This is a genomic window from Pseudomonas sp. B8(2017), assembly GCF_002113575.1.
Classification (GTDB): Bacteria; Pseudomonadota; Gammaproteobacteria; order Pseudomonadales; family Pseudomonadaceae; genus Aquipseudomonas; species Aquipseudomonas putida_Z.
On sequence record NZ_NEIO01000005.1, the window covers coordinates 180,841 to 207,170 of the forward strand.

At 63.3% G+C, this 26,330-nt stretch carries 22 protein-coding genes; 5 read left to right on the forward strand and 17 right to left on the reverse strand.

Annotated elements, in window-relative coordinates:
- Positions 1 to 55 precede the first annotated feature (55 nt).
- From CAG22_RS10500 to CAG22_RS10515, 4 genes are read right to left on the reverse strand one after another with little or no spacing between them, the layout of a single operon-like run.
- Positions 56 to 1,213: a betaine/proline/choline family ABC transporter ATP-binding protein gene (locus CAG22_RS10500; RefSeq protein WP_047594687.1), complete on the reverse strand. Its 1,158-nt coding sequence runs from the start codon at positions 1,211 to 1,213 to the stop codon at positions 56 to 58.
- Positions 1,210 to 1,863: an ABC transporter permease gene (locus CAG22_RS10505; RefSeq protein WP_085616832.1), complete on the reverse strand. Its 654-nt coding sequence runs from the start codon at positions 1,861 to 1,863 to the stop codon at positions 1,210 to 1,212. The genes CAG22_RS10500 and CAG22_RS10505 overlap by 4 nt, the downstream gene beginning before the upstream one ends.
- Positions 1,860 to 2,774, reverse strand: coding sequence for a glycine betaine ABC transporter substrate-binding protein (locus CAG22_RS10510; RefSeq protein ID WP_085705442.1), 915 nt, complete (start codon positions 2,772 to 2,774; stop codon positions 1,860 to 1,862). The genes CAG22_RS10505 and CAG22_RS10510 overlap by 4 nt, the downstream gene beginning before the upstream one ends.
- A 13-nt stretch (positions 2,775 to 2,787) precedes the next feature.
- Positions 2,788 to 3,501: an ABC transporter permease gene (locus CAG22_RS10515; protein WP_085616828.1), complete on the reverse strand. Its 714-nt coding sequence runs from the start codon at positions 3,499 to 3,501 to the stop codon at positions 2,788 to 2,790.
- Positions 3,502 to 3,996: 495 nt separating this feature from the next.
- On the opposite strand from CAG22_RS10515, the gene CAG22_RS10520 reads away from it, so the two are divergent.
- Positions 3,997 to 5,580, forward strand: a complete 1,584-nt coding sequence (locus CAG22_RS10520) for a peptide chain release factor 3 (RefSeq protein ID WP_003257876.1) — start codon at positions 3,997 to 3,999, stop codon at positions 5,578 to 5,580.
- Between the two features lie 194 nt (positions 5,581 to 5,774).
- Here CAG22_RS10520 and CAG22_RS10525 read toward each other — a convergent pair whose 3' ends face one another.
- The 13 genes from CAG22_RS10525 to CAG22_RS10585 form a co-directional block, all read right to left on the reverse strand.
- A complete protein-coding gene (locus CAG22_RS10525; RefSeq protein WP_085691766.1) occupies positions 5,775 to 6,854 on the reverse strand; it encodes a polyamine ABC transporter substrate-binding protein in 1,080 nt (359 codons plus the stop codon).
- A gap of 52 nt (positions 6,855 to 6,906) precedes the next feature.
- Positions 6,907 to 7,248, reverse strand: a complete 342-nt coding sequence (locus CAG22_RS10530; protein ID WP_075043846.1) for a cupin domain-containing protein — start codon at positions 7,246 to 7,248, stop codon at positions 6,907 to 6,909.
- A 33-nt stretch (positions 7,249 to 7,281) separates the two neighbouring features.
- Positions 7,282 to 8,688 carry an FAD-binding oxidoreductase gene (locus CAG22_RS10535; RefSeq protein WP_085691764.1) on the reverse strand — a complete coding sequence of 469 codons (1,407 nt, stop codon included), beginning with the start codon at positions 8,686 to 8,688 and terminating at the stop codon, positions 7,282 to 7,284.
- A 64-nt stretch (positions 8,689 to 8,752) separates the two neighbouring features.
- Positions 8,753 to 9,562, reverse strand: coding sequence for a nuclear transport factor 2 family protein (locus CAG22_RS10540; RefSeq protein WP_085587470.1), 810 nt, complete (start codon positions 9,560 to 9,562; stop codon positions 8,753 to 8,755).
- 367 nt (positions 9,563 to 9,929) lie between these two features.
- A complete protein-coding gene (locus CAG22_RS10545) occupies positions 9,930 to 10,898 on the reverse strand; it encodes a peptide ABC transporter ATP-binding protein (protein ID WP_024086321.1) in 969 nt (322 codons plus the stop codon).
- Positions 10,898 to 11,866 carry an ABC transporter ATP-binding protein gene (locus tag CAG22_RS10550; RefSeq protein WP_003257886.1) on the reverse strand — a complete coding sequence of 323 codons (969 nt, stop codon included), beginning with the start codon at positions 11,864 to 11,866 and terminating at the stop codon, positions 10,898 to 10,900. Before CAG22_RS10550 ends, CAG22_RS10545 begins: the two co-directional genes overlap by 1 nt.
- Before the next feature lie 10 nt (positions 11,867 to 11,876).
- Positions 11,877 to 12,803: an ABC transporter permease subunit gene (locus tag CAG22_RS10555; RefSeq protein ID WP_025337799.1), complete on the reverse strand. Its 927-nt coding sequence runs from the start codon at positions 12,801 to 12,803 to the stop codon at positions 11,877 to 11,879.
- 10 nt (positions 12,804 to 12,813) lie between these two features.
- Positions 12,814 to 13,824 carry an ABC transporter permease subunit gene (locus tag CAG22_RS10560; RefSeq protein WP_012316108.1) on the reverse strand — a complete coding sequence of 337 codons (1,011 nt, stop codon included), beginning with the start codon at positions 13,822 to 13,824 and terminating at the stop codon, positions 12,814 to 12,816.
- 90 nt (positions 13,825 to 13,914) lie between these two features.
- The gene (locus CAG22_RS10565) at positions 13,915 to 15,525 is read right to left on the reverse strand and encodes an ABC transporter substrate-binding protein (RefSeq protein ID WP_170929288.1); all 1,611 of its coding nucleotides are present in this window, start codon (positions 15,523 to 15,525) and stop codon (positions 13,915 to 13,917) included.
- A gap of 75 nt (positions 15,526 to 15,600) precedes the next feature.
- Positions 15,601 to 16,980: an OprD family porin gene (locus CAG22_RS10570; protein WP_025337802.1), complete on the reverse strand. Its 1,380-nt coding sequence runs from the start codon at positions 16,978 to 16,980 to the stop codon at positions 15,601 to 15,603.
- 224 nt (positions 16,981 to 17,204) lie between these two features.
- Complete coding sequence (locus CAG22_RS10575) at positions 17,205 to 18,797, reverse strand: ABC transporter substrate-binding protein (protein WP_085705443.1); 1,593 nt, start codon at positions 18,795 to 18,797, stop codon at positions 17,205 to 17,207.
- A 146-nt stretch (positions 18,798 to 18,943) separates the two neighbouring features.
- On the reverse strand, positions 18,944 to 20,569 hold the full coding sequence (locus CAG22_RS10580) for an ABC transporter substrate-binding protein (protein ID WP_025337804.1): 1,626 nt from the start codon (positions 20,567 to 20,569) through the stop codon (positions 18,944 to 18,946).
- A 392-nt stretch (positions 20,570 to 20,961) separates the two neighbouring features.
- The gene (locus tag CAG22_RS10585; protein WP_015269044.1) at positions 20,962 to 21,678 is read right to left on the reverse strand and encodes an SIMPL domain-containing protein; all 717 of its coding nucleotides are present in this window, start codon (positions 21,676 to 21,678) and stop codon (positions 20,962 to 20,964) included.
- A 202-nt stretch (positions 21,679 to 21,880) separates the two neighbouring features.
- Between CAG22_RS10585 and CAG22_RS10590 the strand changes: the two genes are divergently transcribed.
- The 4 genes from CAG22_RS10590 (at position 21,881) to CAG22_RS10605 (ending at position 26,272) form a co-directional block, all read left to right on the forward strand.
- A complete protein-coding gene (locus tag CAG22_RS10590; RefSeq protein WP_025337805.1) occupies positions 21,881 to 23,137 on the forward strand; it encodes an ATP-binding protein in 1,257 nt (418 codons plus the stop codon).
- Complete coding sequence (locus tag CAG22_RS10595; protein WP_025337806.1) at positions 23,137 to 23,697, forward strand: response regulator transcription factor; 561 nt, start codon at positions 23,137 to 23,139, stop codon at positions 23,695 to 23,697. Before CAG22_RS10590 ends, CAG22_RS10595 begins: the two co-directional genes overlap by 1 nt.
- Positions 23,698 to 23,915: 218 nt before the next feature.
- Positions 23,916 to 24,857 (forward strand): AEC family transporter, encoded by a 942-nt coding sequence (locus tag CAG22_RS10600; protein WP_085705444.1) that lies wholly within the window; start codon positions 23,916 to 23,918, stop codon positions 24,855 to 24,857.
- A 56-nt stretch (positions 24,858 to 24,913) separates the two neighbouring features.
- A complete protein-coding gene (locus tag CAG22_RS10605; protein ID WP_085705445.1) occupies positions 24,914 to 26,272 on the forward strand; it encodes an amino acid permease in 1,359 nt (452 codons plus the stop codon).
- The last annotated feature ends 58 nt before the right edge of the window (positions 26,273 to 26,330 follow it).

The window sequence follows — 26,330 nt, forward strand, 5'->3', positions numbered from 1 at the left end:
GAGGACCTGTGGGAGCCGCGCTTGCCGGCGATGGGGCGCAAAGCGCCCCCAGGGATCAAGAAACCACCGCCTCAGCCGGCGACACGATGCTGGTCTTCGCCCCTCGCGAACGCCCCGAACTCAAATAAGCCGCAATCGACTCCTGCGTCACCTCGCCCAAGAACACCTGCTCGGCATCCAACACCGGCAGCCACGCCCGGTTGAACTCGTACATCCGCGACAACAGGATGCGCAAATGCTCATCATGCGACGCCGTGGCATTGAACGGCCGCAGGAAGTCGCCACAAGTCCCTTGCTGGCGATGCATGTCACGCCGGCGCACGTAGCCCAGCGCCTTGTTCTGCGCATCGGTCACCACCACGTAGCGGCGGTCGTGCTCGTCCAGCAGCTCCAGCGCATCGCTCACCGGCGTCTGCGGGCTCACCGATGGCGCGTTGTCTGCCGCATCCTCCGCACGTACCAGCAGCAGGCGCTTGAGGGTGCTGTCCTGGCCGACGAAGTTGCTGACGAAATCATCCGCCGGGTGCGCCAGCAAGGTGTCCGGGTGGTCCAGCTGCAACAGCTTGCCGGCGCGGAAGATGGCGATCTTGTCGCCCAGCTTGATCGCTTCGTCGATGTCATGGCTGACCATGATCACGGTCTTGTTCAAGGCCCGCTGCATCTCGAAGAACTCGTTCTGGATCATCTCGCGGTTGATCGGGTCGACCGCGCCGAATGGCTCGTCCATCAGCAGCACCGGCGCTTCCGCCGCCAAGGCGCGGATCACGCCGATACGCTGCTGCTGGCCGCCGGACAGCTCGCGCGGGTAGCGCTGCAGGTACTGCTTGGGCTCCAGCTTGATCATGTGCATCAGTTCGCGGGCGCGTTCATGGCACTTCTGTTTGTCCCAGCCGAGCAGGCGCGGCACCACGGTGATGTTCTCCTCGATGGTCATGTTGGGGAACAGGCCGATCTGCTGGATCACATAGCCGATGTGCCGGCGCAGGGTGACCTCGTCCAGCCCGGTGGTGTCTTCGCCATTGATGAACACCTGGCCGGAAGTGGGCGTGATCAGGCGGTTGATCATTTTCAGGGTAGTGCTCTTGCCGCAGCCCGAGGGGCCGAGGAACACGCAGATTTCCCCTTCGTTGACGGTGAGGCTTACCGAGTCGACGGCTTTGACGTCCTTGCCGTTGACGTTGAAGGTTTTGCTGAGGTTCTTCAGTTCGATCATGAGCGCAGTCCTTCTGGAGTCAGGGCACGTTGCAGGGTTTGCAGGAGCAGGTCGGCGATGATCGCCAGCAGGCTGACCAGCACGGCGCCGACCAGCAGCATCGACATGTCGCTGCGGCTGATGGAGGTGAGGATGAGTACGCCAAGGCCGCCGGCGCCGATGGTGGCGGCGATGGTCATCACGCCGATGTTCATCACCACGGCGGTGCGCACGCCGGCGAGGATCACCGGCACGGCGATGGGCAGTTCGACCATGCGCAGGCGCTGGCCGAAGGTCATGCCGATGCCGCGCGCGGCTTCACGGATGCCGGGCTCGACGTTGGTCAGGGCCAGGTAGGTGTTGCGCATGATCGGTAGCAGTGAGTAGAGAAACACCGCAGTGATCGCCGGCAGCGGCCCGAGGCCCTGGCCGAACTTGGAGTAGAACGGCAGCAGCAGGCCGAACAGGGCGATCGAGGGGATGGTCAGCAACACCGTGGCGCTGGCCTGCAATGGGCCGGCGACGGCCGGGAAGCGGGTCATGAGGATGCCCAGCGGTACGCCGACGACGATCGCCAGGCCCACGGCGACGCCGACCAGCATGATGTGCTGCCAGGTCAGTTGCAGCACCTGGGCCCAGTCCAGGTGGTTGAAGGTATCGATCAGGTTCATGGCTGGCCCTCGCTGTTCAGTGGGTGCTCACGCAGGAAGGTGGCGGCCACGGCAGTCGGGTTCTGGTGCTCGACATCGACCTTGGCGTTGAGCTGGCGCATGGTTGCGTCATCCAGCTGTTCGGCCAGTGGCTTGAGCAGGCCGGCCAGCTGCGGGTTGGCGTCGAGCACGGCTTTGCGCACCACCGGTGCGGCGGTGTAGTCGGGGAAGTAGTGTTTGTCGTCCTCCAGCAACTTGAGGTTGAAGGCGTTCAGGCGGCCGTCGGTGGTGTACACCAGCCCGGCGAACACCTGGTTGTTGCGCATCGCGGTGTACACCAGGCCGCCGTCCATCTGGCGGATATTGCGGCGGTCCAGTGGCAGGCCGTACATCTCGCGCAGGCCGACCAGGCCATCGGGGCGGTTGGCGAACTCGGTGTCCAGCGCCACCAGGTGGTTGCGGTGGCTTTCGTCACGCAGTACCTGGTTGAGGTCGCTGATGGTGTTGACCTGCGGATAGGCCTCGGCCACCTGCTTGGGCAGGCCCAGCGCGTAGGTGTTGCTGAACTTCGATGGGGTCAGCCAGATCAGGCCCTTCTTCGCATCCAGCGCCTTCACCCTGGCTAGGGTTGCCTCGGCACTGGGCATGCGCTCGTCGATATGGTTGTACGACACCAGCGACACGCCGGTGTATTCCCACATCAGGTCGAGCTGGCCGGTTTCCTGGGCCTGGCGCGCGATATTGCTGCCAAGGCCGGTGGTGACGCGCACGTCATAGCCGTTGGCGCGCAGGTATTGCGCGGTGATTTCGGCGAGTACGGTCTGTTCGGTGAACACCCGCGCGCCGATGCGGATCAGTGGTTTGTCCGCCGCCTGGGCAAATCCTGCGAACAGCAGGGCCGCGCCCAGCAGCAAGGCGATTCTCTTGTTCATACGTTCCCTATCTTTATTGGGCCAGGCCACGTTCCAGCCAGCGCTTGCTGGAGAAACTCACCGCCGCGTCCAGCGCCAGCGCCAGCAGTGCGGTGCAGGCAGCCCCCAGCAGCAGCTGTGGCTGGTTGTTCAGGGCGATGCCGGGGAAGATCAGGCTGCCCAGGCTGTTGGCGCCAATCAGGAACGCCAGCGGTGCGGTGCCGACGTTCAGCGCCAGGGCCACGCGCACACCGCCAACGATGATCGGCACGGCGTTGGGCAGCTCCACTTGCCACAGTTGCTGGCGCGGGGTCATGCCGATGCCGGTGGCGGCTTCCTTGAGCGAGGCGGGGACGTTTTTCAGGCCCTCATAGGTGTTGCGCACGATGGGCAGGAGGGAGGCGAGGAACAGCGCGAAGATCGCGGGCCCGGCGCCGATGCCCAGGATACTCAGGGCGATGGCCAGAACGGCCAGGGGAGGGATGGTGTTACCAACGTTGAACAACTGCATGAAGCGCTCGGCTTTGTCGACCCGGTGCGGTCGACTTAACGCAATGCCGGCGGGGATGCCCACGGCCAGCGCCGCCGCCATCGAAGCCAGCACCAGTACCAGGTGCGCTTGCAGGTAGAACCCAAGATCGTCGCGATACCGCGCGATCGTGTCGATGCCGATCCAGTGGACCAGCAGGGCCAGGATGACGAGCACGGCGGCCCATCCCAACAGCCCTTTTCCGTAGCGTTCAGCCACAGGCGGACTCCTTGTGTAGTCGGCGAGCACACTTCTTGGTTGCCGGCCAGTCCTGGCGGCGGGTGGTGTGTTCGCGAGTAGCAGCGTGACGCACGCCGAAGGCTGCGATCAGGCCATGAGCCGAACCCCGTCGGGCCCGAAAATGCTGATGAAACCAGCTCCCCAACCGAAGCGGGTTGCAGGGGAGTGGACGTCTCCGTGGGCGTAAAGGTTCCCATCTGGGGCGGCATTTGGCCAGCGTTAATCACTGGTTGGTTGGAAAATTGACGAGAAAAAGCAGCGGGTTAGTGCTCTGTAGGCGTTGAAATAACTGCTCTTGGGCCATTTGTCGTGATAAGCGGCTGGTTGTTGAGTTTGTAGTGGCAGGGCCGGCCTCTTCGCGGGCGTGCCCGCGAAAGGGCCGGAACAGGCACCGCCGGTTCAGCAAGTTTTGGTCCCGGCCCAACTTCAGGTATGATATCGCCCCTTTTAAATCCCCCAGTCAGGCGATTTCCCATGACCAACCAGGCCGCCGAAGTCGCGAAGCGCCGCACTTTCGCAATCATTTCCCACCCCGACGCCGGTAAGACCACCATCACCGAGAAGCTGCTGCTGATGGGCAAGGCCATTGCCGTCGCCGGTACCGTGAAGTCGCGCAAGTCCGACCGCCACGCCACCTCCGACTGGATGGAAATGGAGAAGCAGCGCGGCATCTCCATCACCACCTCGGTGATGCAGTTCCCGTACCGCGAGCACATGATCAACCTGCTCGACACCCCCGGCCACGAAGACTTCTCGGAAGACACCTACCGCACCCTGACCGCGGTGGACTCGGCGCTGATGGTGCTCGACGGCGGTAAAGGTGTAGAGCCACGTACCATCGCCCTGATGGACGTGTGCCGCCTGCGCGACACGCCGATCGTCAGCTTCATCAACAAACTCGACCGCGACATCCGCGACCCGATCGAGCTGCTGGACGAAATCGAAGCCGTGCTGAAGATCAAGGCCGCGCCGATCACCTGGCCGATCGGTTGCTACCGCGACTTCAAGGGCGTGTACCACCTGACCGGTGACTACATCGTGGTGTACACCCCGGGCCACGGCCACGAGCGCACCGAAGCCAAGATCATCCAGAAGCTGGACTCGGACGAAGCCCGTGCCCACCTGGGCGACCAGTACGATTCGTTCGTCGAACAGCTGGAGCTGGTGCAGGGCGCCTGCCACGAGTTCAACCAGGAAGAGTTCATCAACGGCCAGCTGACCCCGGTGTTCTTCGGTACCGCGCTGGGCAACTTCGGTGTCGACCATGTGCTTGACGCCGTCGTCGACTGGGCGCCGCGCCCGCTGGGCCGTGTTGCCCACGAGCGCACCGTGGAGCCTGTGGAAGAGAAGTTCACCGGTTTCGTGTTCAAGATCCAGGCGAACATGGACCCGAAACACCGCGACCGCATCGCCTTCATGCGTATCTGCTCGGGCAAGTACGAGAAGGGCATGAAGATGCGCCACGTGCGGATCAACAAGGACCTGCGTATCGGCGATGCGCTGACCTTCTTCTCCTCCGAGCGTGAGCAGCTGGAAGAGGCCTATGCCGGCGACATCATCGGCCTGCACAACCACGGTACCATCCAGATCGGCGACACCTTCACCGAAGGCGAGGCGCTGGGCTTCACCGGTATCCCGCACTTCGCCCCGGAGCTGTTCCGCCGCGTGCGCCTGAAGGACCCGCTGAAATCCAAGCAGCTGCGCCAGGGCCTGCAACAGCTGGCCGAAGAAGGTGCTACCCAGGTGTTCTTCCCAGAGCGCAGCAACGACATCATCCTCGGTGCAGTCGGTGTGCTGCAGTTCGACGTGGTCGCCAGCCGCCTGAAGGAAGAGTACAAGGTCGAGTGCGCCTACGAGCCGATCACCGTATGGTCGGCCCGCTGGATCGGCTGTGACGACAAGAAGAAGCTCGAGGAATTCCAGAACAAGGCCATGGAGAACCTGGCCATCGACGGTGGCGGGCATCTGACCTACCTGGCGCCGACCCGGGTCAACCTGTCGCTGATGGAAGAGCGCTGGCCGGACATCAAGTTCCGCGCTACCCGCGAGCACCACTGATCCTCGAGGCCAGATCAGAACTTTGTGTTGTCTGATCTGGCCCTATCGCCGGCAAGCCAGCTCCCACAGGAATCTCCACAGCCCTGAAGCTTTGTGCTGTTCCATTCCAAATGGATGTCCACAGCTATCAAGGCTTGTGCAGTCCCTGTGGGAGCTGGCTTGCCGGCGATGAGGCCAGTGAAACGACACAGGTCTCAATTCCCTGCCTTGATACTGGTCCAGATCCTCGTCCGAATGCGGTCGATCTTGGCCGGCATCGCCTCCAGCGCATACAGCTTGCCCATTACTTCCTCGCTCGGGTAAATCATCGTATTACCCTTCATCGCCGGATCCACCAGCCCGTCCGCCTCGAGGTTGCCGTTGGCGTACTGCACATGGTTGCTGATGTTGGCCATCACCTCCGGCTGAAGCAGGTAGTTCATGTAGGCATACCCGGCCTTCTCATCCGGTGCATCGGCCGGCATGGCAACCATGTCGAACCACATCGGTGCGCCTTCCCTGGGTATCGAATACCCCACGTTCACCCCGTTCTTCGCCTCCTCGGCACGATTCTTCGCCTGCAGCACATCCCCCGAGAAACCCACCACCACGCAGATATCGCCGTTAGCCAGATCGCCGGTGTACTTCGATGAGTGGAAGTAGCTGATGTATGACCGCACCTGCATCAGCAGCGCCTTGGCCTTGTCGTAGTCCGCCGGGTTCTGGCTGTGGTGCGGCAGGCCCAAGTAGTGCAGGGCGATTGGTAACAGCTCAGGGCCGTTGTCCAGCACGGCGACGCCGCAGCTTTTCAGCTTGCTCATGTACTCAGGCTTGAAGATCAGGTCCCACGAGTTTATTGGCGCGCTGTCGCCGAGCACCGCCTTGACCTTGTCGACGTTGTAGCCGATGCCGGTGCTGCCCCACAGATACGGGAAGCCGTATTGGTTACCCGGGTCATTGACCTCCAGTGCCTTGAGCAACACCGGGTTGAGATTGTGCCAGTTGGGCAACTGCGACTTGTCCAGCTGCTTCAGGGCTTTGCCCTGGATTTGCCGGGCCATGAAGTGGTTGGACGGGAACACCACGTCGTAGCCGGAGTTGCCGGTCATCAGCTTGCCGTCGAGGGTTTCGTTGCTGTCGTAAACGTCGTAGGTGGGCACGATACCACTGGCTTGCTGGAAGTTCTTCAGTGTGTCGGGGGCAACGTAGCTGGACCAGTTGTAGATCTTCACCGTTTCGGCGGCACCGGCCACGCTGGCGGCCAGCATCAGGGGGGCGAGAAGGAGCGTGCGCATGTCGGGGTTACCTTGCTTTGTGTGTTGTTATCGAAGGCAGGCGATCAGCGGATCAGAAAATAAGGACGTAGGTCTTGCGCACGGTCTCCTGGATGTCCCAGGTGCCTGTGCTGTTGGCCGGTAGCATCAGTGCGTCTCCGGCTTCTATGAACAGGGGCTCGCCACCGTCAGGGGTGAAGGTGCAGCGGCCCTTGGTGAAATGGCAGAACTCCTGCTGCACGATCTGCCGCCGCCAGCGACCGGGGGTGCATTCCCAGATGCCGGTTTCGACGCCGTCGCTGCGTTCCACGCAGGTGACCGAAGTCACTGCAACTGGGTCGCCAAGCGGCACCGCGACCGGGTTGGAGCTGTCGAGCACGGCGCTGTCGGTGTTCTTGAAATGGGTGATGCTCATGACCGTTTAATCCTGTGTCGGGGAGTGGAAAAGTCAGCGCATGAAGCCTTCCATGAAGTCCGCCAGATTGCTGGCAAGGCGCCGCCTCCACGGCGCGCTGGCGGGGTTGGCGAGGGTCCGGTCCTCGTGGACGAAGCTCTGGATGATCGCGTTGTAGCCCAGCCAGCGGCAGGGCTCGGGTGGCCAACTGGCCAGGCTTGAAAGCGGGCGGTTGTCGAGTACCCAGGGTTGCGCGGTCAGTTCGTTGTGCTGATTGAGGATCAGCGCCGCCAGGGTGCGCCCGCCCAGGTTGGTGGCGCCGACGCCTTCGCCGCCGTAGCCGCCCGCCAGGGCGATGCCGCGTTGACGGTCGCAGAGCATGTGCGGGCGGAAGCGCCGCGCCATGCCCAGGTTGCCGCCCCAGGAATGGGTGATACGCACGTGCTTCAGCTGCGGGAACAACTCGCTGAACAGGTAGCGGCGCAGCTCGATTTCCTGTTCGTCGAGGTTGAAGTTTTCGCGCAGGCGGCCACCGAAGCGGTAGCCGCCACGGGCGCCGAATACCAGGCGGTTGTCGGCGGTGCGCTGGCCGTAGGTGACCTGGCGGCTGCTTTCGCTGAACGCCTGGCCCTGGTTCAGGCCGATCTGTTGCCAGGTGGCCTCCGGCAGTGGTTCGGTGGCCACCAACAGGCTCTGTACCGGCAGCTGATGTTTGCCCAGTGGCGGCAGGCTGGCGGCGTAGCCCTCCACGGCGGGTACCATCCATTGGCAACGGATGCGCGCCAACGGGGTACGCACCTCACCCGGCTGCCAGTCGATGGCTGGGGTGTTTTCGTAGATGGGTACGCCCAGCGCTTCTACCGCCCGGGCCAGGCCACGCGCCAGCTTGGCGGGTTGGATGGTTGCGGTGTGCGGGCTGTAGATGGCGCCATAGGCGTTGCTGACCCGCAACTGAGCGTCAAGCTGTTCGGGGCGCAGCCAGCGGTAGTCATCCTCGGTCATGCCTTGGCGATAAAGGTCGTCGAGGTAGGCGCGCAGGCTGCGCTCCTGTTCCGGGTAGCGCGCGGCGCAGTACAGCACGCCGCCTTTGCGGTAGTCGCAGTCGATGCTCTCGCGATGCAGCACGCGGTGTACTTCATCGGGAATGCCATGCAGCAGGTCGATGCTGGCGCGGCGCTGTTGCGGCGACAGGGTGGCCAGCAGGCGGTCTTCGCCGAGCAGGTTGCCCATCAGCCAGCCGCCGTTGCGCCCCGAGGCGCCGAAGCCGGCGATGTTGGCGTCGATTACCGCGATGTTCAACTGTGGCGCCTGGCGCTTGAGGTAGTAGGCGCTCCACAGGCCGGTGTAGCCAGCGCCGATGATGCACACATCCGCGTCCAGGTCCTCGCGCAGGGCCGGGCGGGCGCACAACGGCTCGTCGAGCTGGTCCATCCACAGGCTGAGCGTGCGCAGGGGTTGCATCGGGTTCGGCTCCACATCCGTCAAGGTCTGTGGGCGATCCTAGTGGTGTCGACGGGCGGCTGTCCTACGTGCGTGCACGCAGGGAAATTTGCTTCAGGTACGCCTTGGGCGTAAGCCCGGTGTGTTCGCGAAAACACTTGTAGAACGCCGACAACGAGTTGAAACCGGCATTGAACGCCAGCTCGTCGATCGTGGCTTCGATGCTGTCGTCGTCGAGGCTGGCCATCAGGTGCTGCAGGCGGGCCTGGTTGACGTAGCGGTAGAAGCTTTGCCCGAGCACCTGGTTGAGCAGGTAGGAGATCTGGTTGCGGCTGTAGCCGCTGGCGTCGGCCACCTGCTGCAGGTCCAGCTCCGGGTCCAGGTAGGGGCGCTGGCGCTGGAAGTAGTGTTCCAGGTCCTGGGCCATGGTCGACAGCTGTCGGGGTGACAGGCCCAGGCGGCTGGTGGCCGGGCGCGGGCCGCTGCTGGCATGGCCACTGCTGCTCCGGCGGACCAGCGTGGCGTATTCGTTGACCTGCCAGATCAGGCCGCCCTTCACGGTAATCGCCTCGCTGGACTGGAACGCCACCAGACCGTCGCCGCCTTGGACCGTGACCTGGTACTGGATGAACGCGGTACAGCCGTCGACGCGGATGCGGTCGCTGTGCACGATATCTTCGCCGGCTTCATGGGGCAGGCAGGCGCGTACGTAGTCACGCAGTTCCTGGTAGCCGAGCACGCGGTTCTGGAAGAAGTCGTGGTACTGGATGTCGGGGTGGTAGAGCGCCATGACGCCGTCGAGGTCGCGGTGCTTCCAGCACAGGTGGTAGCGCAGCACGGTGTCGGCGGTGAGCGGGGTCTGCTCGGGGCCGTCGGGGAGGGTGGTGGCGGTCATGAGCCTGATAGTGCATTGCAGAACACCCAGCTGCAAGGGTGCGGATCCGGCATATTGCACGGTTTTTTCAAGCGGCTTGGGGAGTAAGCCGTTGATTCGGTTGAGAGTGATTTTTTGACAGGGATGGCATGGCGAGTGCACCGGTCTGTTCAACATCGAACAAGGAGAAAGGCCATGCGCTCGATACTGCTCTGGATGATTGGGGTGCCGATTCCGGTGATTATCCTGATCTGGTTCTTCATGCATTGAGATTTTTGGGGCCGCTTTGCGGCCCATCGCGACACAAGGCCGCTCAGGAGATCGCGGTCCCTTGTAGGAGCGGCCTTGTGTCGCGATGGGCTGCAACGCAGCCCCGGCTATCTAAAGGCTAAAGAAACTGCTCGGCATAGTGACAAGCCACTTGCCGCGTACTCACCTGCCGCAACGCCGGCACCTCCTTGGCACACCGCTCGGTCGCATACGGGCAGCGCTTGTGAAACGCACACCCATCCGGCGGGTTCAGCGGGTTGGGCAACTCCCCGGCAATACGGATCTTCGGCTTCAAAGGGTCCGGGTGAATCGCCGGCGTCGCCGACAGCAGCGCCTGGGTATACGGGTGCAACGGCCTTTCGTAGATATCTTCTTTCGGCCCCATCTCCGCAGGCCGGCCGAGGTACATCACCAGCACCTGATCGGCCACATGCCGCACCACCGCCAGGTTGTGCGAGATGAACACGTAGGCGGTGTTGAACTCCTTCTGCAAATCCATGAACAGGTTCAGCACCTGGGCCTGGATCGACACGTCCAGTGCCGAGGTCGGCTCGTCCGCCACCAGCACCTTGGGCTGCAGCATCATTGCCCGGGCCAGGGCGATACGCTGGCGCTGGCCACCGGAGAACATGTGCGGGTAGCGCTGGTAATGCTCGGGGCGCAGGCCGACCTGTTCCATCATCTTCTGCACCTTTTCTCGCCGCTCGGCCTTGCTCAGCGAGGTGTTGATCAGCAGCGGCTCGGCCAGCTGGTCACCAATCTTCTGCCGTGGGTTGAGCGAGGCGTAGGGGCTCTGGAACACCATCTGTACGTCGCGGCGCAGTTGCTTGCGCTCGCTCTTGCTGGCGCCTTTCACTTCGGTGCCGGCAATTTGCAGCGAGCCGGACGACGGCTCTTCGATCAGGGTCAGTGCGCGGGCCAGGGTCGACTTGCCGCAGCCGGACTCGCCGACCACGGCCAGGGTCTTGCCGGCCTCCAGTTCGAACGACACGCCATTCAGCGCGCGGACCAGGGCGTGGCCCTTGAACAGCCCGCGGGAGACTTCGTAATGCCGGGTCAGCTCCCGGGCGGATAGAACGACGGCCATCACGCCACCTCCTGGTTCAGCGGGTAGAAGCAACGCACCAAGCCATGGGCCTGGGGATCGAGGGGCGGGCGCTGGCGCCGGCAGTTGTCCTGCACGTACGGGCAGCGCGGTGACAGCAGGCAACCCACGGGGCGGTCGTAGCGGCCGGGGACGATGCCGGGCAGGGTGGCCAGGCGTTCGGCACCGATGCTGTGCTCGGGGATCGCCGCCAGCAACGCTTCGCTGTAGGGGTGGGCGGGCACGTCGAACAGCTCCGGCACCTGGCCCACTTCCACGGCCTGGCCGGCGTACATCACGCACACCCGCCTGGCCGTTTCGGCGACCACGGCGAGGTCGTGGGTGATCAGGATGAGCGCCATGTTGCGCTCCTTCTGCAGGTTGACCAGCAGCTCCATGATCTGCGCCTGGATGGTCACGTCCAGCGCAGTGGTGGGTTCGTCGGCAATCAGCAGCTTGGGCTCGCCGGCAATCGCCATGGCAATCGCCACGCGCTGGCTCATGCCGCCGGACAGCTGGTGCGGGTAGGCGTCCAGGCGGCTTTCCGCAGCCGGGATCTCGACCTTTTTCAGCAGCTCCAGGGCACGCTGGCGCGCGGCCTTGCCCTTCAGGCCCAGGTGCTGGCGCAGCACTTCCTCGATCTGGTAGCCCACGGTGTAGCTGGGGTTGAGCGCGGTCATCGGGTCCTGGAAGACCATGGCGATGTCCTTGCCCACCACCTTGCGTCGCTGGCGACCGCTGAGCTTGAGCATGTCGGTGCCGTCGAAGGTGAGCGAGTCGGCGGTGATGCGCCCGGGGGCGTCGATCAGGCCCATCAGGGCCATCATGGTCACGGACTTGCCCGAGCCGGATTCGCCGACGATGGCCAGGATCTCGCCGGCCTCCACCGTAAGGTCCAGGCCATCGACCACCGGTACCGCATTGGCGTCGCCGAAGCGCACGTTCAGGTTGTTGATCTGCAACAGTGACATGGCGTTCTCCTCAGGCGGCGTTCTTGAGTTTCGGGTCCAGCGCATCGCGCAGGCCGTCGCCCATCAGGTTGATTGCCAGCACACTGAGCAGAATGGTCAGGCCGGGCAGGCTCACCACCCACCAGGCGCGCTCGATGTAGTCACGGGCCGAAGCCAGCATGGTGCCCCACTCCGGGGTCGGCGGCTGTACGCCAAGGCCAAGGAAGCCCAGGGCGGCGGCGTCGAGGATGGCCGAGGAGAAGCTGAGGGTGGCCTGCACGATCAGCGGTGCCATGCAGTTGGGCAGCACGGTGACGAACATCAGCCGTGGCAGCCCGGCACCGGCCAGGCGTGCGGCGGTGACGTAGTCGCGGTTCAGCTCGCCCATCACGGCGGCGCGGGTCAGGCGCACGTAGGATGGCAACGACACAATGGCGATGGCGATCACGGTGTTGATCAGGCCTGGGCCGAGGATGGCGACGATGGCCACTGCCAGCAGCAGCGAGGGCAGGGCCAGCATCACGTCCATCAGGCGCATGATCGACGGGCCGAGCAGTTGTGGGAAGAAACCGGCCAGCAGGCCCAGCAGGATGCCAGGGATCAGCGACATCACCACCGACGACAGGCCGATCAGCAGCGACAGCCGCGCGCCCTGGATCAGCCGCGAAAGCAGGTCGCGGCCCAGTTCGTCGGTGCCGAGGATGAACTGCCAGCTGCCACCTTCGAGCCACACCGGTGGGGTCAGCAGGAATTCACGGTACTGCTCGCTCGGGTCATGCGGGGCGACCCATGGCGCGAACAGCGCGCAGAACACTACCAGGCACATGAAGGCCAGGCCCATCACCGCGCCTTTGTTGCGGGCGAAGGCTTGCCAGAATTCTTTGTATGGCGAGGGGTAGAGCAGGCTCTGGTCCACCGGGCTGACCGGTGTGACGGATTTCGGAATCGGGCTAGTCATGGCGAAGGCCTCAGCGCTGATGACGGATGCGTGGGTTGGCCAGGCCGTAGAGGATATCCACGACGAAGTTGACCAGGATCACCAGGCAGGCGATCAACAGGATGCCGTTCTGGACCACGGGGTAGTCACGGGCACCGATGGCTTCGATCAGCCACTTGCCGATGCCCGGCCAGGAAAAGATGGTTTCGGTCAGCACCGCACCGGCCAGCAACGTGCCGACCTGCAGGCCGAATACGGTCAGTACCGGGATCAGCGCGTTGCGCAGGCCGTGCACGAACACCACGCGGGCCGGCGACAGGCCTTTGGCGCGGGCGGTGCGGATGTAGTCCTCGCGCAGCACTTCGAGCATCGACGAGCGGGTCATGCGGGCAATCACCGCCAGCGGGATGGTGCCCAGCACGATGGCCGGCAGGATCAGGTGCATCACCGCGTCCTTGAACGCGCCTTCCTCGTCGCTGAGCAGGGTGTCGATGAGCATGAAGCCGGTCTTCGGCTCGATGTCGTAGAGCAGGTCGATGCGCCCGGACACCGGGGTCCAGCCCAGGCTTACCGAGAAGAACATGATCAGGATCAGGCCCCACCAGAAGATCGGCATCGAGTAACCGGCCAGGGAAATGCCCATCACCCCGTGGTCGAACAGCGATCCGCGCTTGAGCGCGGCGATCACCCCGGCCAGCAGGCCGACGATGCCGGCGAACAACAGGGCGGCAAAGGCAAGTTCCAGGGTGGCCGGGAACAGGGTGAGGAACTCGCTCCACACGCTCTCGCGGGTGCGCAGCGATTCACCGAGGTCACCCTGGGCCAGCTTGCCGACGTAGTCCAGGTACTGGACCGGCAGCGGCTTGTTCAGGCCCAGGCGCTCCATGGCCTGGGCATGCATTTCGGGGTCGACCCTGCGCTCGCCCATCATCACTTCCACCGGGTCGCCGGGGATCAGGCGTATGAGCGCGAAGGTCAGCAAGGTGATACCGAAAAAGGTCGGTATCAGCAGGCCAAGGCGCCGGGCAATAAAGCTCAACATTGTCTGGGTTACCTCATCAGGCCGTGCGGCTAGCAGCACGCTACGGGGTGCCGCCGGTCCCCGTGTGGGTTGCCGGCGGTCGTTGTTGTTCTACTTCACCTTGGTGGTGGCGAAGTTGTTGTTGGTCAGAGGGCTGACTATGTAGCCCTCCACGTTGTCACGCATGGCCGTGAACACCTTCGGGTGAGCCATGCTGATCCAGGGTTGGTCATCATCGTACACCTTCAATGCCTCGCTATAGAGCCTTGCGCGCTCGTCGTTGTCGATCACCTCGCGGGCCCGGCTGATCAGGTCCTGGAATTGCGGGTTGCACCAGCGGGCGTAGTTCTCGCCGCTCTTGACGGCATCGCAACTGAGCAGGGGGCTGAGGAAGTTGTCCGGGTCGCCGTTGTCACCCGCCCAGCCCGTGGACACCAGGTCGGCTTCGCCCTTCTTGGCCCGGCGCAGCATTTCGGCCCATTCCATCACGCGGATATCCAGCTTCAGGCCTATCTGCTTGAGGTCGGCTTGCAGCATCTCGGCGGACAACCGCGGATTGGGGTTGGTCGGGCCGCCACCGTTGCGGGTGAACAGGGTGATCACTGTGCCTTCCGGCACCCCGGCTTCCTTGAGCAGTTCACGGGCCTTGGCCAAGTCGCGGGGCGGGTTCCTGTTCTCTCTGTTGTAACCGATCATGCTCGGGGGGTACGGGTTCACCCCCACCTGAGCGTTACCTTTGCCGAACAGCTGGTCGACATGGGTCTGGCGGTCGAAGGCCATGTTGATGGCTTTGCGCACACGCACATCGCTCAGGTACTTGTGCTGGGTATTCATCGAGATGTAGCCGGTGACCAGAGCTTCGGTCTCGGCCACCTTTAGCGTGGGGTCTGCCTTGATCGACGGCACATCCTCCGGCTTTGGGTACAACGCGACCTGGCATTCATTGGCACGAAGCTTCTGCAAGCGCACATTGCTGTCGGTGGCAATAGCGAATATCAGGGCGTCGGCTGGTGGCTTGCCGCGGAAGTAGTCCGGGTTGGGCTTGAAGCGGACCTGGGCGTCTTTGTTATAGCGCTGGAAGATGAACGGGCCGGTGCCGATCGGTTTGCTGTTCAGCTCGGCGGTCTTGCCGGCCTTGAGCAACTGGTCGCCGTATTCGGCGGAGTAGATCGAGGTGAAGCCCATGGCCATGTCCCGCAGGAACGGTGCCTCGGGGCGGGTTAGGGTGATCACTACGGTGTGATCGTCGGTCTTGTCCACCGACTTGAGCAGGCTCTTGAATGCCATGCTTTCGAAGTACGGGTAGCCGACACTGGTCTTGTCGTGCCATGGGTGCGCCGGGTCGAGCTGGCGGCGCAGGCTCCACAGCACGTCATCGGCGTTGAATTCGCGAGTGGGCTTGAAGTAGTCGGTGCTGTGGAATTTCACTCCTCGGCGCAGGTGGAAGGTGTAGGTCAGTCCGTCCGGCGAGATGTCCCAGCCTTCGGCCAGGGCCGGCTGGACGTCGGTGGTACCAGGCTTGAAGTCGACCAGGCGGTTGAACAGCGTTTCGGAAGCGGCATCGAAAGTGACTGCTGTCGTGTACTGGACAACGTCGAACCCTTCCGGGCTGGCCTCGGTGCACACTACCAGCGGCTTGGCTGCCAGCTGCGTGGCGCTGCCCAGTACCAGCGCTGCCAGGGCGAGGCGTAGCGGTAGCGATTTCATGAAAGCTCTCTGCATGGGTGGACTCCCTGCTTGCATTGATTCCAGCGTAGCCGCCACGACCCGCAGCGAAGCAGGCCGTGGCGCCGGCGGTCAGAGAATGTTGAATGGAATGGTGGTAACCACCCGGAACTCATCCAGGCTGCCATCGCCCTGGGCCTTGCTGGCGCGGTGCGCGGTGTAGGTGGCACGGATGCTGGTGTCTTTCAGCGGCCCGCTCTGTACCGCGTAGCTGGTGCCGAAGCCCCACTCGTAGTGGGTTTCGCCATCCAGGCCGTTCACGTCGTAGGCGGTGCCGCGGTAATGGGTACCATCGATGCCCCAGCCGCGGGCGTTGTACAGGTTGAACTTCAGGCCTGGCACCCCGTACGGCGCCATGTTCAGCACGTAGGAAATCTGCAGCGATTTTTCGTTGGGGCCGTTGAAGTCCGACAGCAGCGAGTTGGCCAGGTAGATGCCGTTGGTTTCGTGCAGGTAGTCGAAGTACTCGTTGCCGTTGACCTGCTGCCAGGAGGCGCTGAGGGTGTGGGCCTGGTGGGTCAGGCCGAACGACAGGCTGTAGGTGTCGTTGTCGATCTCGCCCATCTTCTTGCTGCCGGCGTCGACGGTCTTGTAGTAGTTCAGGCCGGTGCTCAGGCTGAGCACTGCGCTGTCGCCGAGCACGTGGTTGGCGCCGAAGTAGTACTGGTTCCAGAAGTCGTCGACCTTGGTGGCGTACAGGCTGGTGCTCAGGCTCTTGAACGGCTGGTAGTTGATGCCGGCGGTGCTGGCGCGGTCGGTTTCCACGCCAGTGGCACTGTACTCGGTGCGGAACTTGCTGAGGCTCTGTTCGGTACGTGGCGAGACGCGGTCGAAGGTGCCCAGGTCGAAGCTCAGGTTGTCGAATTCGGCACTGTGCAAAAACGCGCCCTGGAAGCTCGAGGGCAGGGCGCGGTTGCCGATGTAGGCAATCATCGGCGTGTCCACCGATTGGCGGCCGACGGTGAGGGTGGTGTTGGACACCCGCGCCTTGACGTTGGCCAGGCCCATCTTGCTCCACTGGCCGACCGGGTCGCCGTCGCTGTGGGTCAGGGTGCGGTTGTTGGGGCCGGCGACGTCCTCGCGGTTCTGCAGCAGGGCGATGGCATTGTAGCCGGCGGCTTCGACGGCGAAGCCGACGGTGCCCTGGGTGAAGCCGGAGCTGTAGTTGAGGATGGTGCCCTGCACCCAGTTCTCGCGGCTGTGGGTGTCGTGGCGGGTGCCGTCGCTCTTGTAGTACTTCCACAGCGGGGCGCGTGCGGCGCGCTCGCGGGCGTACCAGTTGCGGGTGCTGCCGGACAGGCTCTGGCCGTCGACGAAGCCGCTGGCCTGCTCCTGCTCGCTGCTGCCTTTGAGGGTGATGGGCACGTATTCCTGGCTTTGCGGGTCGGCCTGGGTCACGGTGGATAAGGCACTGATGGATAACGCCAGTGCGGTCAAGGTGAATAGTCTCAAGGTTAAAGCTCCCTTTCTGTTCTTCTAGTTATTGCCTGGCCTTGTGGGCCGGGCTTCTTGCTGCGGTGTTGCCAGGGTTGCCCGGGGTCACCGGGCAGAATCGGGGCGTTGTGTTGGCTGTGCCGGCCTCTTCGCGGGCGCGCCCGCTCCCACAGGTTTCGTGAACCTGAGGAGAACCCTGTGGGAGCGGGTTTACCCGCGAAGAGGCCGGTACCGGCTAATGCTCAATTAACACTCACACCGGAAAAGTCGTTGCGCCCGAACGGGCTGACCTTGAACTCGGAAACCTTGACGCTGAGCGGTTGGTTGACCGTGGAGTGCGCCACCGGGGTAATCGGCACCTGTTGCTTGAGCCGCTGCTGGGCCTGCTGGTACAGGGCGGTGCGCTGTGTGCGGTCGGTGACCTGCTTGGCCTGCTTGACCAGGCTGTCGTACTGCGGATCGCACCACAGCGAGTAGTTGTTGCTGCCGATGGCATCGCAGTTGTAGAGGGTGCCCAGCCAGTTGTCCGGGTCACCGTTGTCCCCGGTCCAGCCGATCAGGGCGATATCGTGCTCGCCGCTTTTCATGCGCTTGAGGTACTCGCCCCATTCGTAGCTGACAATGCGCACCTTGAAGCCGAGCTTGCTCCAGTCGGCCTGGAGCATTTCCGCCATCAGCTTGGCGTTGGGGTTGTACGGGCGCTGCACCGGCATGGCCCACAGGGTGATCTCGGTGCCCGGCTTGACCCCGGCCTGCTGCAGTAGCTGCTTGGCCTTTTCCGGGTCGAAGGGCGCGTCCTTGATGCTGTCGTCATAGGACCACTGGGTCGGCGGCATGGCGTTGACTGCCAGCTGGCCGGAATCCTGGTACACGGCCTGGATGATCGCCTGCTTGTTCACTGCCATGTCCATCGCCTGGCGCACTTCCAGGCGGTCGAACGGTGGGTGTTGGGTGTTGTAGGCGATATAGCCAAGGTTGAAGCCAGGTTGCTGCAGCACCTGCAGTTTGCTGTCGGCCTTGAGCGCCGGCAGGTCGGCGGGGCGCGGGTGCAGGGTGACCTGGCATTCGTTGCGGCGCAGCTTCTGGATACGCACCGAAGGGTCGATGTTGATCGAGAACACCAGGTTGTCGATCTTCACGTCCTGCGGTGACCAATAGGCCTTGTTGCCCTTGTAGCGGATCTGCGAATCCTTCTGATAACGCTGGAACACGAACGGGCCGGTGCCGATCGGTTGCTGGTTGATGTCGCTGGGGCGCCCGCTGGCCATCAACTGTTCGGCGTATTCGGCAGACAGGATGGAAGCGAAGCTCATGGCCAGGTTCTGGATGAACGCGGCATCGACGCTGTTCAGGGTGAACACCACGGTCAGTGGATCGGTCTTTTCGACACGGGCGATGTTCTTGTCCAGGCCCATGCTGATGAAATAGGGGAACTCGGTCGGGTAGGCCTGGCGGAACGGGTGGTTCTTGTCGAGCATGCGGTTGAAGGTGAACAGCACGTCGTCGGCGTTGAAGTCGCGGCTCGGCGAAAAGGCCTTGTTGCTGTGGAATTTCACCCCTTCGCGCAGGTGGAAGGTGTAGCGCAGGCCGTCCTCGGAGACCTCCCAGCGGGTCGCCAGGGCAGGGTGCACGGCAGTGCCGCCGCGTTCGAACTCGATCAGGCGGTTGTAGAGCGGTTCGGCGGCATCGTTGTCGGTGGCGCTGGTGTACTGGGCGGTGTCGAAGCCGGCCGGGCTGCCTTCGGAGCAGAACACCAGGTTGTTGGCCAGCAGGGCCGGCGACTGGCTGATCAGGCCCAGGGCCAGCAGGGCGGAAAGGCGGGTGGTATGGCGCATGGAAAGTCCTTTTACGTCTGTTTGCGCCGCCTCGGGGTACGAATGGCGGCAACAGGTCGCCGACCCCGCTGCGGATGGCGGCGGGACGACATGAAAGGGTACGAGGATGGCGGGGCACCCGCCGCTCGGCGGGTGCCTTGGCTAGCCTATTTGTCCACGCTGACGCCGTAGAAGGAGTTCAGCGCGAACGGGCTGATCTTGAAGTCCTTCACCTTGGCGCTCATGGGCTGGTACACGGTGGAGTGGGCGATCGGGGTGATCGGCACCTGCTCCTTGAGGATGTGCTGTGCCTGCTGGTACAGCTCGGTGCGCTTGGCCTGGTCGGAGGTGGCCTTGGCCTGCTTGATCAGGTCGTCGTAGGGCTTGTAGCACCACTTGGAGAAGTTGTTGCCGCTCATGGCGTCGCAGCCGTACAGGGTGCCCAGCCAGTTGTCCGGGTCGCCGTTGTCACCGCTCCAGCCGATCAGCATGGCGCCTTGTTCGCCGCCTTTGGAGCGCTTGATGTACTCGCCCCATTCATAGCTGACGATCTTCGCCTTGATGCCGACCTTGGCCCAGTCGGATTGCAGCATCTCGGCCATCAGCTTGGCATTGGGGTTGTACGGGCGTTGCACGGGCATCGCCCACAGGGTGATTTCGGTGCCTTCCTTGATGCCGGCTTCCTTGAGCAGCTGCTTGGCTTTCTCAGGGTCGAACGAGGCGTCCTTGATGCTGTCGTCATAGGACCACTGGGTCGGCGGCATGGCGTTGACCGCCAGTTGGCCGGCGCCCTGGTAGACCGACTCGATGATCTTTTTCTTGTCCACGGCCATGTCCAGCGCCTCGCGGACTTTAAGCTGGGCCAGCGGGTTGGCCTCGTTGCTGCCCTTGACCTTGTCCATCACGTTGTAGGCGATGTAGCCGAGGTTGAAGCCGGCTTGCTGCGGCATCTGCAGCTTGGGGTCCTGCTTCAGCGGCTGGATGTCGGCCGGGCGCGGGAAGAGGGTGACCTGGCACTCGTTCTTCTTCAGTTTCTGCATGCGCACCGAGGCGTCGGTGGTGATGGCGAAGATCAGGTTGTCGATCTTCACGTCATCGGGTTGCCAGTAGTCCTTGTTGCCCTTGAAGCGGATCTGCGCGTCCTTCTGGTACTTGCTGAACACGAACGGGCCGGTGCCGATCGGCTTCTGGTTGATATCCGCGGCCTTGCCGTCCTTGAGCAGCTGGTCGGCGTATTCGGCGGACTGGATCGAGGCGAAGCTCATGGCCAGGTTCTGGATGAATGCGGCGTCGACTTCGTTGAGGGTGAACTTGACCGTGTGCTCGTCGAGCTTCTCCAGCTTGGCGATGTTCTTGTCCATGCCCATGTCGGTGAAGTACGGGAACTCGGTGGGGTAGGCCTTGCGGAACGGGTGGTTCTTGTCGAGCATGCGGTTGAAGGTGAACAGCACGTCGTCGGCGTTGAAGTTGCGGGTGGGTTTGAAGTAGTCGGTGGTGTGGAACTTGACCCCTTCGCGCAGGTGGAAGGTGTAGGTCTTTCCGTCGTCGGAGACTTCCCACTTGGTCGCCAGACCCGGGATGACTGCAGTGCCGCCACGTTCGAACTGGGTCAGGCGGTTGAACACGGTCTCGGCCGAGGCGTCGAAGTCAGTCCCTGTGGTGTATTGGCCTGGGTCGAAGCCGGCCGGGCTGCCTTCGGAGCAGAACACCAGGTTGGACGCGGCGAGGGCCGACGGTGCGCCGGAGAGCAAGCCTGCGCCTAGCAGGAACGGAATGACTGCGTGTTTGAGCATGGTGGCCTCATTGTTGTCATTTTTCGATTGAGGTGGCCTCGTGAGCCGACCTGCGGATACTTATGCAGGGGCTGTTCCCAATGCAATATGCGGAGGGATAGTTGACGTCAGAAAAGTGGTACGGTCGTACATGGATGTCGCATTGATATAACTTTCGAAGAAGTTAAACGTTTGCGTAGGCAAAATGATGGCTTTTTGCAGGATATTTCGAGGCGGGGTTGGTGTAGGAAGCACCTATTTGGTGCGTAGGAAAGGTCTGAATCTGCGTTTTTTCGACTGACCTCATCGCCGGCAAGCCAGCTCCCACAGGTACAAAACAAGGGCTGAAACCTGTGGTGTATCTGTGGGAGCTGGCTTGCCGGCGATAGGGGCGCAATGCGCCCCCGGCGAACTCAAGGCATCTGCACTTCGATCAGGCCATCGGCATTCATGCTCACTTCACTGGTCCCGGCCTCGATATCCGGCGCCGGTGCCGACTCATCAGCACCCATGGCCTTCATCGCCATCGGTGCACTGCGCAGGTACGGGCGTGGGTAACCGCTGCTGTTGAGGTTCAGGCTGACCACTTTGTAGCCCTTGCCACCCAGCGCCTCGGTCGCCAGCTGGGCGCGCGCCTTGAAGGCATCCACGGCATCCTTGAGCAGTGCATCCTCGCTGGCCTTGCGCGTGGCCGGGGCGATGGAGAAGTCCATGCCACCCATCTTCAGCTCTTGCAGCAGGTCGGCGGTCAGCTGCGACAGGGCCGGGAAGTTGGCGCTTTCCAGGCGCAGCTCGGCGCGCTCGCGCCAGCCGGTGATCTTCTGGCCCTTGCTGTCATACACCGGGTAGCTGTTGCGGCTGCCCTGGCTGATCTTCACGTCCTTGACCTGGCGCGACTGCTGTACGGCCTTGTTCATGGTTTCGGTGATCTGCTTGGCGAGCTTGCCCGGGTCGGTGTTCTGCGCTTCGCTGTACAGGGTAACGACCATCAGGTCACGCGCCACTTCCTTGCTGACTTCGGCACGCAGCGAGACCTGATTGTAGCGCGGCTCATCGGCAGCCAGCGCCGGCAGGCTGGCGAGCAGGCCGCAGGACAGGATCAGGGCGGTGCCGCGACGTGGGATTTGCATGTGGTACTCCTTGGCAATATAAGGCGTGGGTTGTGGTCATCCATTCCACGCATGGCCCATCAGACCGGCAACAGTGTAGTGGGTTCAAAAGTGCCATCATCAACCTGTGACAAAGTGTGGCGCTTTGCCGCATCGCTGCAGCGAGGCGCCTGGCTTCGGTATACTCCAGCCGATTTTTCTGGAGCACTCATCAGGAGAGCTCATGCTCGCCGCCGTACAACCGCTGTCCGCTACTCGCCAGAACCTCTGGCGCCTGACCGTCATTCGGGTCCTGGTCCTGGCTGCCCAGGCCGGCTCCGTGGGCGTCGCCTACTGGACCGAACTGCTGCCCTTGCCCTGGCTGTCGCTGGCCGGCACCTTGGCCTTGTCTTCGCTGCTGTGCGCCTTCACGGCGCTGCGCCTGCGCCTGTCGTTGCCGGTCACCGAGCTGGAGTATGCCCTGCAACTGGCCTGCGACCTGCTGATTCACAGTGCCTTGCTGTATTACTCCGGCGGCTCGACCAACCCGTTCGTGTCGTATTACCTGGTGCCGCTGGCGATCGCCGCGGTGACCTTGCCGTGGTTGTATTCGCTGATCCTTTCCGGCATAGCCCTGACCGCATACAGCCTGCTGCTGGTGCAGTTCTACCCGCTCGAAGGCCTGCCAATGGCGCGGGACAAGATGCAGGTGTACGGCATGTGGTTGAGCATTGCCCTGGCCGCCGCAGTGATCACCTTCTTTGCCGCGCGCATGGCCGAAGAGCTGCGCCGCCAGGAGCAGCTGCGGTCCGAGCGGCGTGAAGAAAGCCTGCGCGACGAGCAGCTGCTGGCCGTGGCTACCCAGGCCGCCGGTGCCGCCCATGAGCTGGGCACGCCGTTGGCGACCATGAGCGTGCTGCTGAATGAAATGCGCCAGGACCACGCCGACCCGCTGCTGCAGGAAGACCTGCAGATCCTTCAGGACCAGGTGAAGCTGTGCAAGGAAACCCTGCAACAGCTGGTACGTGCCGCCGAAGCCAACCGCCGCCTGGCCGTGGTGGAGCAGGATGTGACGGCCTGGCTGGACGAGGCGCTCAACCGTTGGCACCTGATGCGCCCGGAAGCCAGCTACCGCTTCCAGCGCCTGCGCGACGGCCAGGTGCCGCGTCTGACACCGCCGCCGGACCTGACCCAGGCGCTGTTGAACCTGTTGAACAATGCCGCCGATGCCTGCCCCGATGATCTTGAAGTGCGCCTGGACTGGGACGCCCATGACATCGTCATCAGCATCCGTGACCATGGCCCCGGCGTGCCGCCGGCCATCGCCGAAGCCATCGGCAAACCCTTCATTACCACCAAAGGCAAAGGCTTCGGCCTGGGCCTGTTCTTGAGCAAGGCCAGCGTGACCCGTGCGGGCGGTTCGGTGAAGCTCTATAGTCATGAACAGGGTGGCACCCTGACCGAACTGCGCCTGCCCTATGGCAAGCGAGGAGATGAATGATGAGCGAAGAAAACCAGGTCGAAGGCGAAGAGCTGCCGCACCTGCTGCTGGTGGATGACGATGCCACCTTCACCCGGGTCATGGCCCGTGCCATGAGCCGCCGCGGTTTCCGCGTGAGCACCGCCAGCTCTGCCGAAGAAGGGTTGATCCTGGCCCAGCAGGACCTGCCGGACTACGCCACGCTGGACCTGAAGATGGACGGCGACTCCGGGCTGGTGCTGTTGCCCAAGCTGCTGGAGCTGGACCCGGAAATGCGCGTGGTGATCCTGACCGGTTACTCGAGCATTGCCACCGCGGTGGAAGCGGTCAAGCGCGGTGCCTGCAACTACCTGTGCAAGCCGGCCGATGCCGATGATGTGCTGGCGGCGCTGCTGTCGGAGCACACCGACCTGGACACCCTGGTGCCGGAAAACCCGATGTCGGTCGACCGCCTGCAGTGGGAACACATCCAGCGGGTGCTGAACGAGCACGAAGGCAATATCTCGGCCACCGCCCGGGCGCTGGGCATGCACCGGCGGACCTTGCAGCGCAAACTGCAGAAGCGCCCGGTTCGGCGTTGATTCCTGCTGGGCTTGTACCGGCCCTTTCGCGGGCTTGCCCGCTCCCACAGGTACTGCACAGGTCTTGCGGCTTGTGTAATACCTGTGGGAGCGGGCAAGCCCGCGAAGAGGCCGGTACTGACAGAAATTTCTCTGTAATACCCCGCGATCCCCGCAACTCCCGGCCGTTGGCGTATCATTAGCCCCCTAACGGCAACCCCCTCCAGGATCGCTTGCGCATGCTTGCCCTTCTTATCCAGACACTGAACATCACGGCCCCGGTCTTCGCCATGCTGTTCATGGGCGTGCTGCTCAAACGTATCCGCCTGATCGACGACAATTTCAACCGCGTCGCTTCGCAGCTGGTGTTCAACGTGTGCATGCCGGCGCTGCTGTTCCTCGGTATCTATCACGCCGACCTGGCCACGGCGGTCAAACCCGGCGTCCTTCTCTATTTCGTCGTCGCCACCCTGGCCGGCTTCGCCATTGCCTGGGGCCTGGCCATCTGGCGCAGCCCGCTGGCCGACCGGGGCATCTATACCCAAGGCGCATTCCGCGGCAACAACGGTGTGATCGGCCTGGCCCTGGCCGCCAGTCTCTATGGCGACTACGGCATCTCCCTGGGGGCGGTGCTCGCCGGCCTGGTCATCCTCATGTACAACTCGCTGTCGGCAGTGGTGCTGGCGGTTTACAGCCCGGACCTGAAATCCGACCCGTGGAGCATCTGCAAGAGCATCTTCAGCAACCCGCTGATCATCAGTGTGCTGGTGGCCACGCCCATGGCGTACGGCCAGGTGCCGCTGCCCAACTGGCTGCTGACCTCGGGCGATTACCTGGCGCAGATGACCCTGCCGCTGGCGCTGATCTGCATCGGAGGCACGCTGTCGCTGGCGGCACTGCGCGACAGTGGCAGGCTGGCCATCGACGCCAGCCTGGTGAAGATGGTCTGGCTACCGCTGCTCGGCACCCTCGGTGCCTGGCTATGCGGCTTCCGCGGGGCCGAGCTGGGCATCCTGTTCCTGTACATCGGCAGCCCGACCGCAGCGGCCAGCTACGTCATGGCGCGGGCGGCCAACGGCAACCATGAGCTGGCGGCGTCGATCATCGTGATTACCACGCTAATGGCGGCGATCACCACCAACATTGGTATTTTCATCTTGCAGTGGGGCGGATGGATCTAGATCCTTGACTGCAAACAACACAAAAAACACAGCCTCACTGAGCTAAAGGACACTTCATGCAAGACCAGAGCACGCCCGAGCGGTTACAGCGCGGGCTGAAGAATCGCCATATCCAGCTGATCGCGCTGGGCGGGGCCATCGGTACCGGGTTGTTCCTGGGCATCGCCCAGACCATCCAGCTGGCCGGCCCTTCCGTCCTGCTGGGCTACGCCATTGCCGGCCTGATGGCCTTCCTGATCATGCGCCAGCTCGGCGAAATGGTGGTGGAAGAGCCGGTGGCCGGCAGCTTCAGCCACTTCGCCCACCAGTACTGGAGCGAGTTTGCCGGGTTTGTTTCGGGTTGGAACTACTGGGTGGTGTACGTACTGGTCGGCATGGCCGAGCTGACAGCCGTGGGCATCTACGTGCAGTACTGGTGGCCCGGCTTCCCCACCTGGGCCACGGCGGCGATCTTCTTCGTGGTGATCAACCTGATCAACCTGACCCAGGTGAAGGTCTATGGCGAGATGGAGTTCTGGTTCGCCCTGGTCAAGGTGGTGGCCATCGTAAGCATGATCGGCTTCGGCGCCTGGCTGCTGACCAGCGGCCATGGCGGCCCGGACGCCAGCGTGGCCAACCTCTGGCAGTACGGCGGCTTCTTCCCCAACGGCGTCACCGGCCTGGTGATGGCACTGGCAGTGATCATGTTCTCGTTCGGTGGCCTGGAGCTGGTGGGCATTACCGCCGCCGAGGCCGACAACCCGCGTCAGAGCATCCCCAAGGCCACCAACCAGGTGGTGTACCGCATCCTCATCTTCTACATCGGTGCCCTGGCGGTGCTGCTGTCGCTGTACCCGTGGCAGAAGGTGGTGCAGGGTGGCAGCCCGTTCGTGATGATCTTCCACGAACTGGACAGTGACCTGGTGGCGACCGTCCTCAATATCGTGGTGCTGACGGCCGCGCTGTCGGTGTACAACAGCTGCGTGTACGCCAACAGCCGTATGCTGTTCGGCCTGGCCAGCCAGGGCGACGCACCGCGTCAGTTGCTGAAGGTAAGCCGGAGCGGCGTGCCGCTGACCGCATTGGGTGTGTCGGCCTTCGCCACCGGGCTGTGCGTACTGATCAACTACCTGATGCCGGGTGAAGCCTTTGGTTTGCTGATGGCCCTGGCGGTGTCGGCGCTGGTGATCAACTGGGCGAGCATCAGCATCACCCATCTGAAGTTCCGCAAGGCCAAGCTGGCGGCCGGGATTACCCCGTTCTACAAGAGCTGGGGGCACCCGGTCACCAACTACCTGTGCCTGGCGTTCATCGTGCTGATCCTGGTGGTGATGTACCTGACCCCGCCGATTCGCATCTCGGTGATGCTGATTCCGGGGTGGATCCTGGTGCTGTGGGTGGCCTTCAAGATGAAGAAGGCTCGCCAGGCCAGGTAGGTAACACAGTACCGGCCTCTTCGCGGGCACGCCCGCTCCCACAGGTACTGCACAAGTA

Coding starts and splice junctions, on each gene's coding strand:
- CAG22_RS10585 (WP_015269044.1), bottom strand. CDS start 21,678: ATGCAAATCCCACGTCGCGGCACCGCCCTGATCCTGTCCTGCGGCCTG.
- CAG22_RS10560 (WP_012316108.1), bottom strand. CDS start 13,824: ATGTTGAGCTTTATTGCCCGGCGCCTTGGCCTGCTGATACCGACCTTT.
- CAG22_RS10505 (WP_085616832.1), bottom strand. CDS start 1,863: ATGAACCTGATCGATACCTTCAACCACCTGGACTGGGCCCAGGTGCTG.
- CAG22_RS10510 (WP_085705442.1), bottom strand. CDS start 2,774: ATGAACAAGAGAATCGCCTTGCTGCTGGGCGCGGCCCTGCTGTTCGCA.
- CAG22_RS10605 (WP_085705445.1), top strand. CDS start 24,914: ATGCAAGACCAGAGCACGCCCGAGCGGTTACAGCGCGGGCTGAAGAAT.
- CAG22_RS10520 (WP_003257876.1), top strand. CDS start 3,997: ATGACCAACCAGGCCGCCGAAGTCGCGAAGCGCCGCACTTTCGCAATC.
- CAG22_RS10600 (WP_085705444.1), top strand. CDS start 23,916: ATGCTTGCCCTTCTTATCCAGACACTGAACATCACGGCCCCGGTCTTC.
- CAG22_RS10525 (WP_085691766.1), bottom strand. CDS start 6,854: ATGCGCACGCTCCTTCTCGCCCCCCTGATGCTGGCCGCCAGCGTGGCC.
- CAG22_RS10595 (WP_025337806.1), top strand. CDS start 23,137: ATGAGCGAAGAAAACCAGGTCGAAGGCGAAGAGCTGCCGCACCTGCTG.
- CAG22_RS10575 (WP_085705443.1), bottom strand. CDS start 18,797: ATGCGCCATACCACCCGCCTTTCCGCCCTGCTGGCCCTGGGCCTGATC.
- CAG22_RS10550 (WP_003257886.1), bottom strand. CDS start 11,866: ATGTCACTGTTGCAGATCAACAACCTGAACGTGCGCTTCGGCGACGCC.
- CAG22_RS10530 (WP_075043846.1), bottom strand. CDS start 7,248: ATGAGCATCACCCATTTCAAGAACACCGACAGCGCCGTGCTCGACAGC.
- CAG22_RS10500 (WP_047594687.1), bottom strand. CDS start 1,213: ATGATCGAACTGAAGAACCTCAGCAAAACCTTCAACGTCAACGGCAAG.
- CAG22_RS10555 (WP_025337799.1), bottom strand. CDS start 12,803: ATGACTAGCCCGATTCCGAAATCCGTCACACCGGTCAGCCCGGTGGAC.
- CAG22_RS10535 (WP_085691764.1), bottom strand. CDS start 8,688: ATGCAACCCCTGCGCACGCTCAGCCTGTGGATGGACCAGCTCGACGAG.
- CAG22_RS10580 (WP_025337804.1), bottom strand. CDS start 20,569: ATGCTCAAACACGCAGTCATTCCGTTCCTGCTAGGCGCAGGCTTGCTC.
- CAG22_RS10590 (WP_025337805.1), top strand. CDS start 21,881: ATGCTCGCCGCCGTACAACCGCTGTCCGCTACTCGCCAGAACCTCTGG.
- CAG22_RS10565 (WP_170929288.1), bottom strand. CDS start 15,525: ATGCAGAGAGCTTTCATGAAATCGCTACCGCTACGCCTCGCCCTGGCA.
- CAG22_RS10545 (WP_024086321.1), bottom strand. CDS start 10,898: ATGGCCGTCGTTCTATCCGCCCGGGAGCTGACCCGGCATTACGAAGTC.
- CAG22_RS10540 (WP_085587470.1), bottom strand. CDS start 9,562: ATGACCGCCACCACCCTCCCCGACGGCCCCGAGCAGACCCCGCTCACC.